Below are 15304 nucleotides of genomic sequence, written 5' to 3' on the forward strand. Positions count from 1 at the left end.
TCATGCACTCTCTGCAATCGCCGCCTTGCCGGCATCCGCGGCCTGATTGTGGCCCAGATGCGAAGCAATTGCGGCGTCGTTAAGTCCGATACCCCTCAGGAGAAACTCACACAGCTGCCGCTCGAGATCGTCAGCCTTGCCGTAAGCGAGGCAAGGCGTGGCCGGCAGCCTGGTCAGCGCCGCAGTCATCACCGAGTGATGCGCAAACCAGAACAGATTGAGCGGATCGCCGCTGCATAGCCGCGCGTCCCCGGCGGCAACGGCACGTTCGAGCGAGGAGACGAAGATCGCCCCGATCAGCGTCTCGATCTTGGCATACAGCAAACGGGCGAATTCGCCATCATCCAAATGGCTGGTGGCCATCAGCCGCAGGCGCTGGGCCTCTTCCTGATCGGGACCATCAGCGATGTGCAGGAAATGCTCGACCATGCCGCGGATCACCTCGACCAGCGTGGCGGTCGAAGGCTCCCGCTCGAGAAGCTCGGTGAGTGCCGGGTCCGCCTCGCATTCGTCGCTGAGGATTTCGGCGTAGAGGGCGGCCTTGGACGGGAAATGCTTGAACAGCAACGCCTCGGAAATGGCAGCGGCGGCCGCCACGCTCTTGGTCGTGGTGCCGGTATAGCCATGTCGGGCAAAGCAGCGTTTCGCGGCTCCGAGGATCAATTGACGCCTCAGGTCGCTCGTCATACGCAATGAGCTCATGCTAGTGAGTAAGCACTCACCCACGCAAAAGTCAAGCACTATGTTGCATCGCAACCTGAGTGCGTCGTTAATTCAGTGGAAATTGGCCCCGCCTGCACGGCTTCCGTGCAGGACCTGGGCGCCGGTGGGGAATGGACAGGCCCGCCCTAGATTGGCTGGAAGCCTAGGTCGCCGCGGATCCGGTTGAGGATGTACGTCCCGTCCCGGCTTGGCAAAATCCGCTCCAGGCTGGCGCTGTCGATCTTCATATTGGCAAAGCGAGGCCCCGCAGAGACGTCGTGGACGGCTTGGGCGAAGGCCTCGACCTCCGCCATGGTCGTGACGGCCCGGCTATCCCCGATGCCGCAGGCCCTGGCGACGCCGACGAGGTCCGCGGCGGCCGAGGTGTGGCTGGTCTGGCCGCCCGTTTCGCCATAGGCCTCGTTGTCGAGCACTGCGATCGAGAGGTTGGACGGCTTTTGCAACCCGATGGTGGCAAGGCTGCCCATGCCCATCAGCATCTCGCCGTCGCCGGTGATGACCAGCACCGGCAATTTTGGCTGCGCCAGGGCGAGGCCGAGCCCGATCATCGCGGCGCCGCCCATGCCACCCCAAAGGTAGAAATTGCGGGCGTGGTCGCCGGCCGCGCACATGTCGTTGGTCGAGGCCCCGAGGCCGCCGATCGCGACGACGTCCTTGCGGTTCGCAAGCAGCGTGGACACCACCTGCCGACGGTCGAGGAGATTGGCCTTGCTCATTTGGTGAAAACCTTGGCGCCGATCAGGCGCTGCGACAGAAGGACGGCGGTGGGCGTGAGCGCGTTGTAGGCTTGCGACGCAGCGGCTTCGAGCACGGCCGGCACCTCGGCTGCGTTCGAGGCCCGCAGCACCTGGACACCCGACAGTTCGAACACGCCCTGCGTGGTCGAACCCATCGGTACCTGCCACGGATTGAACTCGCCCCACTCGCCGCGCATGGTCACCAGCGTCAGGAACGGAAAGCGCAGGATCGGGATCAGCGACAGCATGTTGATGCAATTGCCGACGCCGCTCGACTGCATCAGCAAGACGCCGCGTTGTCCACCGGCCCAGGCGCCGGCGAGAAGCGCCACGCCCTCCTCCTCCGTCGTGAGCGGAATGCCGCGCATGGTGGAGGAGGCCAGCACGCGCTGGATCAGCCTCGAATGGCCGGCATCCGGCACGTAAGGCACCTGCCGGATATCGAAGCGTTGCAGGGTCGCGAAAATATCGTCGGGCCAATTCGGCGCCGTGTCGGCAGCGTCAGCGCGTGCGTGCATTTTCCTGTCCGGTCGGCTAGCAAGGTGGGAAGACTGTAGACGCATGAATGCGCCGACCAGAACAACAAAAACGGCATAACGGCTTTAACCGGCGAGTATAACGGGATGAACGCAGATGCGAAGGCGCTGGCGGCAAGCTTCGACCTTGAGAAGCTGACGCCGGAGTTTTACGACGACCCTTACCCGACCTATCGTGCACTGCGGGAGAACGAGCCGGTCAAGCGCCTGCCGAACGGCACCGTGTTCCTGACCCGCTATGACGATCTCGTCACCACCTACAAGAACACCAAGTCGTTCAGCTCGGACAAGAAGCGTGAGTTCGCGCCGAAATACGGCGACACCCCGCTCTACGAGCATCACACCACCAGTCTCGTCTTCAACGATCCGCCGGCGCATACCCGCGTGCGCCGCCTGATCATGGGCGCGCTGTCGCCGCGGGCGATCGCCGGCATGGAGTCTGACATCGTCAAGCTGGTGGACGGCTTGCTCGACGCCATCGCGGCCAAAGGCGCTTGCGAGCTGATCGAGGATTTCGCCGCGTCCATTCCCATCGAGGTGATCGGCAATCTGCTCGACGTGCCTCATGAGGAACGCGGACCGCTGCGCGACTGGTCGCTGGCGATCCTTGGTGCGCTCGAACCTGTGGTGTCGCCCGAGGTCGCCGCGCGCGGCAACAAGGCGGTGACGGATTTTCTCAGCTATCTCCAGACGCTGGTGGCACGCCGGCGCGACAAGCCGGGCAATCCCGAGCGCGATGTGCTGACGCGCCTGATCCAGGGTGAGGAAAACGGCGAGCGGCTGACCGAGAAGGAACTGCTGCACAATTGCATCTTCCTGCTCAATGCCGGCCACGAGACCACCACCAATCTGATCGGCAACGGCCTCGTGGCGCTGGACCGCAATCGCGACCAGAAGCAGCGCCTGATCGGCAATCCCGACATGATCAAGACCGCCGTCGAAGAGATGCTGCGCTACGAGAGCTCGAACCAACTCGGCAACCGCATGACCACGGAGAAGGTCGAGCTCGGCGGCGTCACGCTCGATTCCGGCACGTCGGTGACGCTGTGCATCGGGGCGGCCAACCGCGATCCCGCGCAGTTTCCGGACCCCGAGAGCTTCGACATCGCGCGCACGCCGAACCGGCATCTCGCCTTCGCCACCGGCGCGCATCAATGCGCCGGCATGGCGCTGGCGCGGCTCGAAGGCGCGATTGCGATCTCGCGCTTCCTGGCGCGCTTCCCGAACTATGCCGTGAGCGGCCAGCCGGTGCGGGGCGGACGGGTGCGGTTTCGTGGCTTCTTGAGCGTGCCGTGTGCGCTTCGCTGAGGGCTCGACACTAAAAACTGCGAAAACAACCCCATGCACAGTAGAGAACCCTCTGATACTTTAAGCAAATCAGATCGGGCTACACCATCGGAAGGATGAAGACTTCCAAGGCGGCAAGTTGATACCCAGATCAAGCTGAGGGCCGGCGGTGCAGTCGGTTGGCACCGCCGCGCGCAGCAATGGAGTGACGACAGATGAGCGCGTCGGTCATTGATTTCGTCGCAACGGAAGCACGCTTTGGGGCCCACAATTACGAGCCGATCGGGGTCGTCCTGTCGCGCGGCGAAGGTGTCTGGGTCTGGGATACCGAAGGCAACCGCTATCTCGATTGCCTCTCGGCCTATTCGGCGGTCAGCCAGGGCCACTGCCACCCCAAGATCCTGGCGGCGATGGTGGAACAGGCGCACAGGCTGACGCTGACCTCGCGCGCCTTCCACAACGACCAGCTCGCCCCCTTCTACGAAGAGATCGCGGCGCTCACCGGCTCCCACAAGGTGCTGCCGATGAACAGCGGCGCCGAGGCGGTCGAAAGCGCGATCAAGTCGGTGCGCAAATGGGGCTATGAGGTGAAGGGCGTGCCGGACGGCCAGGCCGAGATCATCGTCTGTGCCAATAATTTCCACGGACGCACGTTGGGTATCGTCGGCTTTTCAACCGACCCCGACACACGCACACATTTCGGACCGTTCGCGCCGGGCTTCAAGATCATCCCGTTCGGCGACGCCGCGGCGCTGGCGGAGGCAATCACCCCAAACACGGTCGCCTTTCTGGTCGAGCCGATCCAGGGCGAAGCCGGTGTCATCCTTCCTCCAGCCGGCTATTTCACTGAGGTGCGGGAGCTCTGCACCGCCAACAATTTGATGCTGGTGCTCGACGAGATCCAGACCGGGCTCGGCCGCACCGGCAAGCTTCTCGCCGAACAGCACGAGGGAATCGAGGCGGACGTGACGCTGCTCGGCAAGGCCTTGTCCGGCGGCTTCTATCCGGTGTCGGCCGTGCTCTCGAACAACGACGTGCTCGGGACATTGAGGCCCGGCCAGCACGGTTCGACGTTTGGCGGCAATCCGCTTGCCTGCGCGGTGGCGCGCGCGGCGCTGCGCGTGCTGACCGAGGAAGGCATGATCGAGAACGCGGCCAGGCAGGGCGCGCGCTTTCTGGAAGGCTTGAAAGACATTCGTGCCAACACGATCCGCGAGGTGCGCGGACGCGGCTTGATGCTGGCGGTCGAGCTGCATCCCGAGGCCGGCCGCGCCCGCCGCTACTGCGAGGCGCTTCAGGGCATGGGCATCCTCGCCAAGGATACTCACGAGCAAACGATCCGCATCGCTCCGCCGCTGGTGATCACAAGCGACCAGGTCGACTGGGCGCTGGAGCGGCTCACCACCGCCCTGACGCAGGATTTCTCCTGAGCTGCCTGCGTCGGAAGATCGCAATGCCGGCCGCGGCCAGCAACGAACGATTCCGCCAGCTGCGCGTTGAACGTCGTGGGCGATTACGAGCTGGGAGCGACAATCATGCTTCCGCATGGCGCTTGCCTTACGGCTGCTTTAGTTGGTGTCTCGATGCTGACGAGCGTCGGCGCGCTCGCCCAAGGACCCGGCCATGGACATGGAAGGGGCGGACCTGCCGGTCCAGCCGCAGCGCCGGCAGCACGGCCGGCAGCACCACCGGCCATGGCCCGTCCGGCGGCACCGCCAGCCATGGCACGTCCCGCCGCCCCGGCGTTCCATCCACCGGCCATGCCGCAGCGACCGGCCATGGCGCCGCACCGCCCGGCGCCCCACATCGCCGCACCGCCGCCGCGTCCGGCCCCCCGCTTTGCAGCACCACCGCCGCGAGCGGCCCCGCACGTGGCGGCGCCGCGACCTGAATTCCACCGGGCGCCGGCAGCGCCGCAACGTCCGGCCATGGCCCCGCGGCCGACGCCGCATATCGCCGCCCCATCGCGCCCAAGCGCGCCACCGGCTGTGAGCGCGCGGCCGTCGCGACAGGAGCGGATTGAGCAGCGCGCGCAGCAACATCAGCAGCAGATCCAGCAGCGACAGCAAATCGTGCAGCAGCGGCAGCGCGAGATGCTCACACGTCAGAGCTCGGAACGGCAGAGCCGCATCGATCGGATGCAACAGCGCGTGCAGCAATTGCAGTCGCAGAAGCCGGAAGGCGTGCGGGCGCAACGTGCACAGGAGCGGACGCTGCAGACGCAGAACCGCCTGCTCCAGCGCGAACAGAGCATGCAGCAGCGCGATCAGGCGCGCCTGCAGCGGTTGGCCCCCGAGTCCACCACAGTTGGGCGAGCTGCCACTGCCGCCGCCGTGCAGGCGGCCGAGCGCGGGCGATTTGCCGAGCGCTTCCGCGAGCAGGCCCCCGCGCAAGCGCAGGCAGCGCTCACCGCCCGCCAGAGCGGCTGGGCTCCCCGACAGGCCTGGCGACACCGCCATCCCGCGGTGTTCGTGGCGTGGCTTGGGCCCGTGTTCTGGCCTTACGCTTATTCCGACATTTTCAATTACACGTTCTGGTCCTATGGCTACGAGCCCGGCTATTGGGCATACGCCTATGACGACTTCGTCGACACCGTGTTCTGGGGTGGTGACGGCCCCTATTCCGCCTATGCCAGCACCAACCCTTATGACTATCCGCAAGCCGGTGGCAGCAGCCGCGCCCGTCCGCGCGCGAGCGTGAGCCCGCAAACGCTACAGCAATTGTGCGGCACACCGGACAAGGGCGTCACCGCCTGGCCGCTTGCCGATATCGCGAAAGCGGTGCGGCCGGCGCCGGAGCAACGCGCACTGCTCGACGAATTGAAGACCGCGGCGGCCAACGCTGCCGGCGTGTTCAAGGACTCCTGCGCGGAGACTTATGCACTGACTCCCCCTGGCCGCCTGCGCGCGATGATGAACCGCATCAGCGCGACGCTTGAAGCCGTCAAGATCGTGCGACCGGCACTGGAGAATTTTTACAACTCGCTCAGTGACGAGCAGCAGGCCGGCTTCAATGCGCTCGGTCCGAATATCGGCGAGCGCTCGCCGCAGCAGCAAGCCAACGTCGAGGGCTGCGGCGATCCGAAATCCGGCCTGACCCAGCTGCCGATGCAAAGGATCGAGGCCGTGCTCCACCCCGCCGGCAAGCAGAAAGAGGCGCTCGACCGCCTCAGTGAAGCGACAGCCAAAGGCGTTGAAGGCTTGCAAGCGGCTTGCCCGAACGATGTGCCGCTGACGCCGGTCGGACGGCTGGAGGCGATGCAGCACCGGCTTGAGGCGATGCTGACGGCCGCCAAGCTGGTAGAGCCTGCGCTGGACGAGTTCTATGCCACGCTGAGCAGCGAGCAGAAGGCGCGCTTCAACACGCTGCAACAGGTCGCGGGGCCGTGAGGATGCATCGCGTTCTCTCGCTGCAATTTGCGCCGCGGTCGAACGAAGCGGGGTGACGTTAATCGTCCTGCTTCAAAGCTCGACGAGACCATGCATGTCCCTGCGCGCACTCTCTGCGAGAGTGCGGCGGCACGTAACGCAAGCGACTGCCTCGTTTCCGACCTCACGAGGAAATCGTCTTCCGCCCAGCCTAATTCGCGCTTGGGATCGCGTTGCATTGCTCGAAGTGAGAAGACAACTCGAGATTAGCCAGATGATCCCAGTATTCCGCTTCCGCGAGCAGCTTCCATTTGTTCATGCTGTTGTACGCTGCCTGTTGGCGGCACAGTGAGCTCATCGCACGCAAACGCTGCACCTTATCCACTGCGACCCTCCTTCACGCTTGCTTGTTTGCAAGCGCATTTGTGTTGTCACAGCTTCGCAGATCGAATTGACGGGTGATAGTCCGGTGTTTGACGGTGAATCAATGATAGCGCAATCGCCCGACTTTTCAGCGGATGGCCGTGCCCGGCAAATTCGAATCGCAAACCAGTTTGGCCCCGCGCATTGAATTGCAGATCGTCCTTGGCGGTCTTTCGCCGCAATAAAGCACGCTGGTGCCTTCGGCAAAGCTACCAGCTATGTCACGCCGATCACGGCAATGGCCCCGACGGTTGCACGTCGGGGCCATTCAAGATCAACAGGCATGGGTACATCCGCCGCCCCTGCTGATCGTTGATGCCACTGATTACCGCATCCGATCTGGCACAGACTGTGGCGAGGCTGCGGCATCGGCATGATGACATTCTGCCTGAAAGCTGATGGTAGTCCACCACATCTTTGGTGGTACTCCGACCAGCTCGCTGCTTCACCAGCGGGGCGAACTTGCGCTGGACGAGTTCTATGCGACGCCGAACAGCGAGCAGAAGGCCCGCTTCAACACGCAGCAACAGCTCGCAAGCCCGTAGGGGCCGCACTCGTGGTAACTCTACACCACCGTCTTATGACGCGCGATGCAGGTCTGCAGCACCTCGCCCATTGGCCTGCTCCACCAGGCGTTGGAGAAGATCTCGATCTCGGAATAGCCAGCAAAGCCCTCCGCCTCGACCGCCGCACGCACTGATTTGATGTCGATGACGCCGTCGCCCATCATGCCGCGGTCGTTGAGGATGTCCTTTGTCGGCACCAGCCAGTCGCAGACATGGAACGCGAGCAGGCGATCCTTGCCGGCGCGCGCGATCTGCCTCATCAGCTCCGGGTCCCACCAGATGTGATAGACGTCGAGCGCGACGCCGAGCATGCCGCTGCGAGCAGGATCGAGCCGGTCGCAGATATCGAGTGCCTGCTTCGTGGTGTTCACACAGGCGCGGTCAGCCGCATAGGCCGGATGTAGCGGCTCGATGGCCAGCGGCAGGTTTGCCTGCCTGGCATAGTCGAGCATATCGGCGAGAGCCTCCTCGACCTGCCCGCGCGCCGCCGCGATGTCCTTCGACACCTCGCTGCCCGGCCGCGAATATTGCGGCAGGCCGCCGACGACGAGGACGATGCAGGGCGCGCCCAGCGCCTTGGCTTCATCGACGCAGCGCCTGTTGTCGTCGCGCACCTCGCCTCGGCGCGATGCGTCCGAGGTGAACATGCCGCCGCGGCAATAGCCTGAGAGCTCGAGGCCGGCATCGCGCACCGCGCGCGCGGCGCGCTCGATACCGACGGATGCGACCTGATCGCGCCAGGGATCGATCGCACGGATGCCTTGCTTTGCACAGGCGTTGATGATCTCGACGAGGTCACCCTGTTTGCGGACGGTCGCCGTGTTCAGCGACAACCAGCGGTGGTCGGACGAAAAATCGCGCATCAGGATTCGATACCGTGGGTGGCGAGCACGGTCTTCATCCGCTGCGTCGCGAGTTCAGGGTTGGCGAGCAGGCCGGCCTTGTCGGCCAGACGGAACAGCTCGGCCAGATGCAACGTGGAGCGCGTGCTCTCCTGTCCCCCGACCATGGTGAAATGGTCCTGGTGGCCATTGAGATACGCCATGAACACCACGCCGGTCTTGTAGAACCGCGTCGGCGCCTTGAAGATGTGGCGCGACAGCGGCACTGTCGGCCCCAGCACGTCGTGGAATCCGGCTTCGTCGCCGGCCGCCAGTCGTGACAGTGCGTAGGATGCCGCCGGCGCAATGGCGTCAAAAATACCAAGCAGCGCGTGTGAAAAACCCTGCTCGTCGCCGGCGATCAGCTCCGCATAATTGAAGTCATCGCCGGTGTACATCTTGATGCGCTTGTCGAGGCGACGGCGCATGTCGATCTCGCGCTGCTTGTCGAGCAGCGACACTTTGACGCCGTCGACCTTGGCGGCGTTGCCGTTGATGATGGCGACCGCAGTGTCCATCGCCTCGTCGAGATCCCCGGTGCCCCAATAACCCGTCAGCGCCGGATCGAACATGTCGCCGAGCCAGTGGATGATCACGGGCTCGCGGACCTGCGACAGCACGCGATCATAGACCTTGGCGTAGTCATCGGCGTTGCGGCCGAGTTTCGCCAGCGCGCGCGATGCCATCAGGATGATGCGGCCACCGACCTTCTCCACCGCCGAGATCTGCTCCTCATAGGTGCGGATCACGTCGTCGAGGCTCCTGGCATCCTCGACCGCGAGATGGTCCGTGCCGGCGCCGGAGAACACCAGCGCGTTGCGGCGCTTGGCGGCGGCGACCGAGCGCGTGATCAGCTCCAGCGAAGTCGGCCAGTCCAGCCCCATGCCGCGCTGAGCGGTGTCCATGGCTTCGGCAACGCCAAGACCAAGGTCCCAGACGTGCTCGCGGAAGGCGATGGTCTTGTCCCAGTCGACGGCAGCCGACAGCCAGGGATCGTTGTCCGCGAAGGGATCGACGACCGTGTGCACGGCCGAGAAGGCGATGCGGTTCAAGGGGCCTTCGAGCTTAGCGGGAAACGTACGTGAGGCCGCAAGGCGGTAGGTCTCGATGGACCGATCGGCCTTCGGCAGCTTCAGCGACAATGACGACATCGGCAGGACGGGCTTGTTCATTGATCCCTCCTCAGACCTTAATCGGCGCGACGTCGATCCAGCGCCGCTCCTTCCAGCTCTTCAGCGCGCATTCGGCGAGTTGCACGCCCTTGACGCCTTCGAGCAGCGTGAACTTGTAGGACGCATCCTCGTAGACGTGGCGGATGAACATCTCCCACTGCTCTTTGAAGCCGTTGTCGTAGCTGACGTTGTCAGGCAGCTTCTGCCAGTCGCCGTAGAAATCATGCAGCCGCTTCTCGTCGGGATTCCACACCGGCCTCGGGGTAGCCTGTCGCGCCTGGATCATGCAGTCGGTGAGCCCCGCGACGGCCGAGCCGAGCGTGCCGTCGACCTGGAAGGTGACGAGGTCGTCGCGATAGACACGCGTCACCCAGGACATGTTGATATGGGCGATGGCGCCGCCCTTGAGCTGGAACGTCGCATAAGCCGAGTCGTCGGCGGTCGCCTTGTACTTCTTGCCCTGCTCGTCATAGCGCTCGGGGATATCGGTGTTTCCGATGCAGCTCACGCTCTCGACCTCGCCGAAGAGGTTGTCGAGCACGTAGCGCCAGTGGCAGACCATGTCGAGGATGATGCCGCCGCCGTCCTCGTCGCGATAATTCCAGGACGGCCGCTGCGCTTCCTGCCAACCACCTTCGAACACCCAGTAGCCGAACTCGCCGCGCACCGAGAGGATGCGGCCGAAGAAGCCGCTATCGCGGAGGAACGCGATCTTCTTCAGGCCGGGCAGGAACAGCTTGTCCTGCACCGTGCCGTGCTTGACGCCCTTGGCGTTCGCAAGCTTCACGACCTCGAGCGCTTCCTCGAAGTTCGTCGCGATCGGCTTTTCGCAATAGACGTGCTTGCCGGCATTGATCGCCTGGGTCAGCAAACCCGGGCGCGCCTGCGTGGTCGCGGCATCAAAGAACATGGTGTCGTTCTTGTCGGCGAGCGCCGCATCGAGATCCGTGGTCCAGCGTGTGATGTTGTAGCGCTTGGCGAGCGCCTCGACCTTCTCGGCGCTGCGGCCGACCAGGATCGGATCGGGCATCACGCGGTCGCCGTTCTTCAGCCGTACACCGCCCTGCTCGCGGATCGCGACGATCGAGCGGATCAGATGCTGGTTGAGCCCCATGCGGCCGGTGACGCCGTTCATGATGAGGCCGAGGCGTTGGGTGGTCATGTCAAATGCTCCTGAAGTGATCTTGGCTGTTCGAGCGGGCGGAGCGCCGACCAGTCCGGATGGACCGACGTCGCAAAGCCCACCGTGTTGAGCGATCCCGTCAGGAGATCGCCGTCGTGAATGGAAAGCCGGATGCCCTGCCCGGAATCGGCATAGAGATCGGGATGCGCCGCGGCGAAGGCCCGCGCTTCGGCGAGAGGCGTCTCGCCAAAGCCGTCGACATAGTGATGGCCGTTGCGTTCGGCATGGGTGACGCCAAGGAAGGCCCCCAGTGCGAGGTCCTGCTGCACGGCGAGGCCGGCCTGGCAGGTGAGGTCCTCGCCGGTGACGAAGAACCTCTCGCCGTCCGCGCTCCACTTCGCGGCGCGCGTCGCGTTAATGATGGACTTGTAGAGTCCCTTGCAGGATTTCGAGGAAATGCCGCAATAGCCGAGCGCCCGCGCTGCCGGGAACGCATCGTAAGAATCGTCGGCCTCGTCGATGATGAAACCGTGCGCGACCAATGCGCCAAGCGGCGATTGCCTCGTGATGTCGCGCGGCATCGGCTGCTCGACATAGAGCAAGCGCGTGGCGATCGGGCGTAGCGCTGCGTCGTGATCGAGCCGGCCCATCAGCGCCTGCAACGCAGCGAGGTCGGCATATTGCTCGTTGGCGTCGAGCGTCACCTTGTAGTCGTGTCCCAACGTAGCGAGCTCCTTGCCGATGCGGGCGAGCCGCGCCGCGTCGGCTGCGGGATCGCCCGACAGCTTCAGCTTGAAGTATCTTGCAGCGGAGTTCTCGCGGGCATCGGCGACGCCGCCCTCGCCTTCGACGGCATCATCAAGGCCTACGGTATGCCTGATGGCAACACGCTCCAGCGGTACCCGGCCGGAGAGAAAGGTGGTGATGTCCAATCCCACGAGGTCAGGCGAGAGTCGCGCATCGATGCCGGCGATGTTGCCGGCCATTCCATCGAAGAAGCTGGTTTCGGCGGCGCGCAGCAACGCGTCGAGGATGGCCTTGTCGATTTCCGCCGGACCGTAAGCCGCGGCGAGCGGCGGAATGTTCTTCTTCGCGCAGGTCGCGACCTGGGCACCGATGCACGAGGCATGCAGATCGAACGCGGTCTGGTATCCGGTGCGCGCCAGATAGAGCCCCCGCGCAATCTCGAGCGATCGTCGCAGCCCATCCACCGTCTGCGCCGGTGAGAGCTCCGGCCGCTTGTCAAACCACTTTGGCACCAGCAGCTCGGCACTGGCACCGACCGCAACGCCCCTGCCCTCGACCTCGATCTCGGCGCGCACGAACAGCTGCGGCGCCGCGTTGATCGTGATCGCGCCGAAGCGGAACGGTCGCGCGAACTGCACGGGACGTTCGAAGAAGGCGATGTCTCGCAGCTTCAAGCGGGGTGACATAGTGCTAGTTAGTCCCGACGATTTCGCCACGGCGGCGGTGCACCTCTCCCGCTTGCGGGAGAGGTCGGCGCAACGCGCCGGGTGAGGGTTTTTCTCCTCTTAGGGGTCCTCGCGAGCGGAGACACCCCCTCCCCAACCCTCCCCCGCAAGCGGGAGAGGGAGCGCACCGTCGTCGTGGTTGCAGCCGAGATCAATCGCATTGCCTCAGTCCAATGCCCCTTGCGAGAAGAAATGCTTGCGGATGCGCTGCACGAGTTCGGTGAAAACCGGGTCGGCCATTACGTCGAGCGAGCGCGGGCGCGGCAGCGGTACGTCGTAGATCGCGGCGACCGCGCCGGGACGCTCGGTCATGACGAGGACGCGGTCGGCGAGGAACACGGCTTCCGGAATCGAATGCGTGATCAGCAGCACCGTCTTCCTGGTCTCGCGCTGGATCCGCATCAGCTCGACATTCATCCGCTCGCGCGTCAGTGCGTCCAGCGCGCCGAACGGCTCGTCCATCAGCATGATCTTGGGATCGTGCACCAGCGCGCGGCAGATCGAGGCACGTTGCTGCATGCCGCCGGAAAGCTGCCAGGGCAGCTTCTTCTCGAAGCCTTCGAGCCCGACCAGCTTCAACAGCGCCTTGGCACGGGCAAGATATTCGTCCCGCGGCAGCCGCTTCATGTCGATCGGCAGCATGACGTTGGACAGGATGTTGCGCCAGGGCAGCAGCAGCGCATTCTGGAAGACGATGCCGACATTGCCGTGCGGGGTCGTCACCTTCTCGCCTTCGACCAGGATCTCGCCCGATGTCGGCGGCAGCAAGCCCGAGATCAGCTTGAGCAGCGTGGACTTGCCACAGCCGGATGGCCCGACCACGACGAAGAACTCGCCGTCATTGATGTGGAAGTCGAGCGGCCGCAGCGACGGCACATCGCCGTCGCGCGTCCGGTAGGTCTTCGACACGCCTGAGAGCTTGATACCCGAGGCATCACCGGCCCGGTCGCTCACCAGTCTCAGATGTGCGGTGGGCTGGACGGGAGATATCGCTTCTGCTGCTTTCATCCGATCAAGTCCACACGGCGATATGAATCGTCATTCCGGGGCGCCCGTAGGGGCGAACCCGGAATGACGGTGTTGGTTGCTTTCACGAGCCACTCTTCGGCAGATAGTCGTTGGTGTAGAAGGCTTTCGGGTTGTCCTTGGCCTTGGCATCCAGTCCGCCATATTCGACCATCAGATTGACGGAGTCCGTCATGTTCTGGTCGGTGACCTGGAACGGCCGCTTGCTCTTGGTCTCCGCGGTCCGGTACAGCGGAATGGTCAGCTCAAAGCCCTGCGTCAGCGTGTCGATCTTGCCGCCCTTGGGGTTGGCATCGAGAATCGACTGCGCGGCCGCCTTCGGCTCCTTCTCGCCGGCTTCGACCGCCTTGGTCGTCGCCGACATGAAGCGGCGGACCAGATCGGCATTGGCCTTCACATAGTCGGCATTGGCGATGATGCCGGAGGAGACCATGTTGATGCCATAGTCGGCAAACTTGATCGGGTAGACGTCCTTGCCGGTGGCGTCCTTGATCTTCATCGACTGGTCCATGACATAGCCGAGCAGCAGATCAGCCTGGCCGTTGATGACCGCGTTGAGCTTGGTCTGGCCGTCGCCGGCAACGGTCTGGAAGTCGCTCTCCTTCAGACCCGTCTTCTTCAGGAACAGCGGCCAGATCTGGGTCATGGAATCGGCCGGCGTGATCGCCACCGTCTTGCCTTTGATGTCTTCGGGCTTTTTGATGTTCTTGTCAGCAAAACCCATGGCGGACATCGGTGAGGTCTGCAGCAGCACACCGGTCGCAACCACGGGCGCGCCCTTGATCGCGGCGCGCATCATGGTGGGAACGTCGACATAGCCGAAATCGGCGGTCTTGGCAGCGACGGCTTGCGTGGTCGCAGCTGAGCCGCGGCCTTCCTGGATCTCGAGATCGATGCCTTCGGCGGCGTAGATGCCCTTGGCCTTGCCGTAATAGAACGGCGCGTGCTCGCCGTAGACGTACCAGTTCAACATCAGCACGACCTTGTCGGCCGCTTGCGCCGGCATGGCCGCAAACACCATCAGCACCGCTGAGACAGCCCCAATCAACCGCTTCATCGTCACTCTCCCTTGCCGTTGTTGTTTCGGCCGCTGGTGGCCGTTTGTGCTAGTTAAGAAGCGAAAATCACGTCCTCGCGCTGGCTGACATGCCATGGAATGACCAGCTTCTCGATCCGGTCCACGATCCAGAACAGGATCACGCCGAGCAGCGCGAGAATGACGAGGGCCGCGAACATGGTCGGCAGGTCGAAAGTGCCGATCGAGCGCTGCATCACGTAGCCGATGCCGGAATTGGACCCCACGAACTCGCCGACGACGGCGCCGACCACCGCGAGCGTCACCGACACTTTGAGACCCGAGAAGATCGCAGGCAGCGCGTGCGGCAGATTCACCGCACAAAACACCTGGAAGCGGCTGCCCTGCATGGCGCGGGCGAGGTCGACCATGTCAGGATCGACCGATTTGAAGCCCTGCACGGCCGAGACCACCACCGGGAAGAAGCCGAGCAGGAACGCCGAGATCACCTTTGGAATGATGCCGAAGCCGAACCAGACCACGAACAGCGGCGCGATCGCGATCTTGGGCACGGATTGCGAGAACACCAGCAGCGGATAGACGTAGCTCTCCACCGTCTTCGAGCCTGCGATCAGCATCGCGACGGGAATGCCGAACAGCGCCGACAGCGCGAAACCGCAGACCGTCGCATAGGTCGTCGGCCAGGACTGGCGCAGCAATTCCGGCCAGTCGGTACGCAGCACCGCAACAACGTCGAGAGGCGACGGGATCTGGTAGGCAGGGATTCTGAACAGCCGGATGGCCAGATCCCAGGCAACGACGATGAAGACGAGGAACAAGAACGGCCGAACCCAGGCCGCATTCAGCACCTTGGAGATCGCATTCTGCGGCTTCGGCTCGGCCAATTTTCACTCCCGGCAGTCTTCTTCGTTGTGGGGAGAAATTAACCCGTTGGATAAATACTGTCCAGAGCTT

General features: G+C 64.0%; 15 protein-coding genes. 4 read left to right on the forward strand and 11 right to left on the reverse strand.

From position 1 onward, the window contains the following. From RAD10_RS09680 to RAD10_RS09690, 3 genes are all read right to left on the reverse strand, one after another. Positions 1-687 carry a TetR/AcrR family transcriptional regulator gene (locus RAD10_RS09680; protein WP_461617265.1) on the reverse strand — a complete coding sequence of 229 codons (687 nt, stop codon included), beginning with the start codon at positions 685-687 and terminating at the stop codon, positions 1-3. Positions 688-848: 161 nt separating this feature from the next. Next, positions 849-1439 (reverse strand): thiamine pyrophosphate-dependent enzyme, encoded by a 591-nt coding sequence (locus RAD10_RS09685; protein WP_461617266.1) that lies wholly within the window; start codon positions 1437-1439, stop codon positions 849-851. Further along, on the reverse strand, positions 1436-1978 hold the full coding sequence (locus RAD10_RS09690) for a phosphonopyruvate decarboxylase (protein ID WP_028143453.1): 543 nt from the start codon (positions 1976-1978) through the stop codon (positions 1436-1438). Before RAD10_RS09690 ends, RAD10_RS09685 begins: the two co-directional genes overlap by 4 nt. Before the next feature lie 105 nt (positions 1979-2083). On the opposite strand from RAD10_RS09690, the gene RAD10_RS09695 reads away from it, so the two are divergent. The 3 genes from RAD10_RS09695 to RAD10_RS09705 all read left to right on the forward strand — a co-directional run bounded on the left by RAD10_RS09695 (position 2084) and on the right by RAD10_RS09705 (position 6672). Further along, complete coding sequence (locus RAD10_RS09695; protein ID WP_461617267.1) at positions 2084-3304, forward strand: cytochrome P450; 1221 nt, start codon at positions 2084-2086, stop codon at positions 3302-3304. A gap of 194 nt (positions 3305-3498) precedes the next feature. Beyond that, on the forward strand, positions 3499-4713 hold the full coding sequence (gene rocD, locus RAD10_RS09700; protein ID WP_461617268.1) for an ornithine--oxo-acid transaminase: 1215 nt from the start codon (positions 3499-3501) through the stop codon (positions 4711-4713). A gap of 663 nt (positions 4714-5376) precedes the next feature. After that, a complete protein-coding gene (locus tag RAD10_RS09705; protein WP_461617269.1) occupies positions 5377-6672 on the forward strand; it encodes a Spy/CpxP family protein refolding chaperone in 1296 nt (431 codons plus the stop codon). Between the two features lie 190 nt (positions 6673-6862). Here the strand turns inward: RAD10_RS09705 and RAD10_RS09710 are convergent, their stop codons facing one another. Further along, positions 6863-7036 carry a hypothetical protein gene (locus RAD10_RS09710; RefSeq protein WP_165637131.1) on the reverse strand — a complete coding sequence of 58 codons (174 nt, stop codon included), beginning with the start codon at positions 7034-7036 and terminating at the stop codon, positions 6863-6865. A 436-nt stretch (positions 7037-7472) separates the two neighbouring features. On the opposite strand from RAD10_RS09710, the gene RAD10_RS09715 reads away from it, so the two are divergent. Continuing rightward, entirely contained in the window at positions 7473-7619 is a 147-nt protein-coding gene (locus RAD10_RS09715; protein ID WP_461617270.1) for a hypothetical protein, read from the forward strand. A 20-nt stretch (positions 7620-7639) separates the two neighbouring features. Here RAD10_RS09715 and RAD10_RS09720 read toward each other — a convergent pair whose 3' ends face one another. From RAD10_RS09720 to RAD10_RS09750, 7 genes are all read right to left on the reverse strand, one after another. Next, positions 7640-8503, reverse strand: coding sequence for a sugar phosphate isomerase/epimerase family protein (locus tag RAD10_RS09720; RefSeq protein ID WP_461617271.1), 864 nt, complete (start codon positions 8501-8503; stop codon positions 7640-7642). Beyond that, the gene (locus RAD10_RS09725; RefSeq protein WP_461617272.1) at positions 8503-9693 is read right to left on the reverse strand and encodes a dihydrodipicolinate synthase family protein; all 1191 of its coding nucleotides are present in this window, start codon (positions 9691-9693) and stop codon (positions 8503-8505) included. The genes RAD10_RS09720 and RAD10_RS09725 overlap by 1 nt, the downstream gene beginning before the upstream one ends. A gap of 10 nt (positions 9694-9703) precedes the next feature. Beyond that, positions 9704-10855 carry a Gfo/Idh/MocA family protein gene (locus RAD10_RS09730; protein WP_461617273.1) on the reverse strand — a complete coding sequence of 384 codons (1152 nt, stop codon included), beginning with the start codon at positions 10853-10855 and terminating at the stop codon, positions 9704-9706. Beyond that, positions 10852-12249, reverse strand: coding sequence for an enolase-like domain-containing protein (locus RAD10_RS09735; protein ID WP_461617274.1), 1398 nt, complete (start codon positions 12247-12249; stop codon positions 10852-10854). The genes RAD10_RS09730 and RAD10_RS09735 overlap by 4 nt, the downstream gene beginning before the upstream one ends. Positions 12250-12453: 204 nt before the next feature. Further along, the gene (locus RAD10_RS09740; protein ID WP_461617275.1) at positions 12454-13296 is read right to left on the reverse strand and encodes an ABC transporter ATP-binding protein; all 843 of its coding nucleotides are present in this window, start codon (positions 13294-13296) and stop codon (positions 12454-12456) included. A gap of 82 nt (positions 13297-13378) precedes the next feature. Then, positions 13379-14371 (reverse strand): ABC transporter substrate-binding protein, encoded by a 993-nt coding sequence (locus tag RAD10_RS09745; protein ID WP_461617276.1) that lies wholly within the window; start codon positions 14369-14371, stop codon positions 13379-13381. Positions 14372-14424: 53 nt separating this feature from the next. Beyond that, the gene (locus RAD10_RS09750) at positions 14425-15234 is read right to left on the reverse strand and encodes an ABC transporter permease (RefSeq protein WP_461617277.1); all 810 of its coding nucleotides are present in this window, start codon (positions 15232-15234) and stop codon (positions 14425-14427) included. Between the last annotated feature and the right edge of the window lie 70 nt (positions 15235-15304).

Source organism: Bradyrhizobium sp. 23AC, assembly GCF_054863025.1.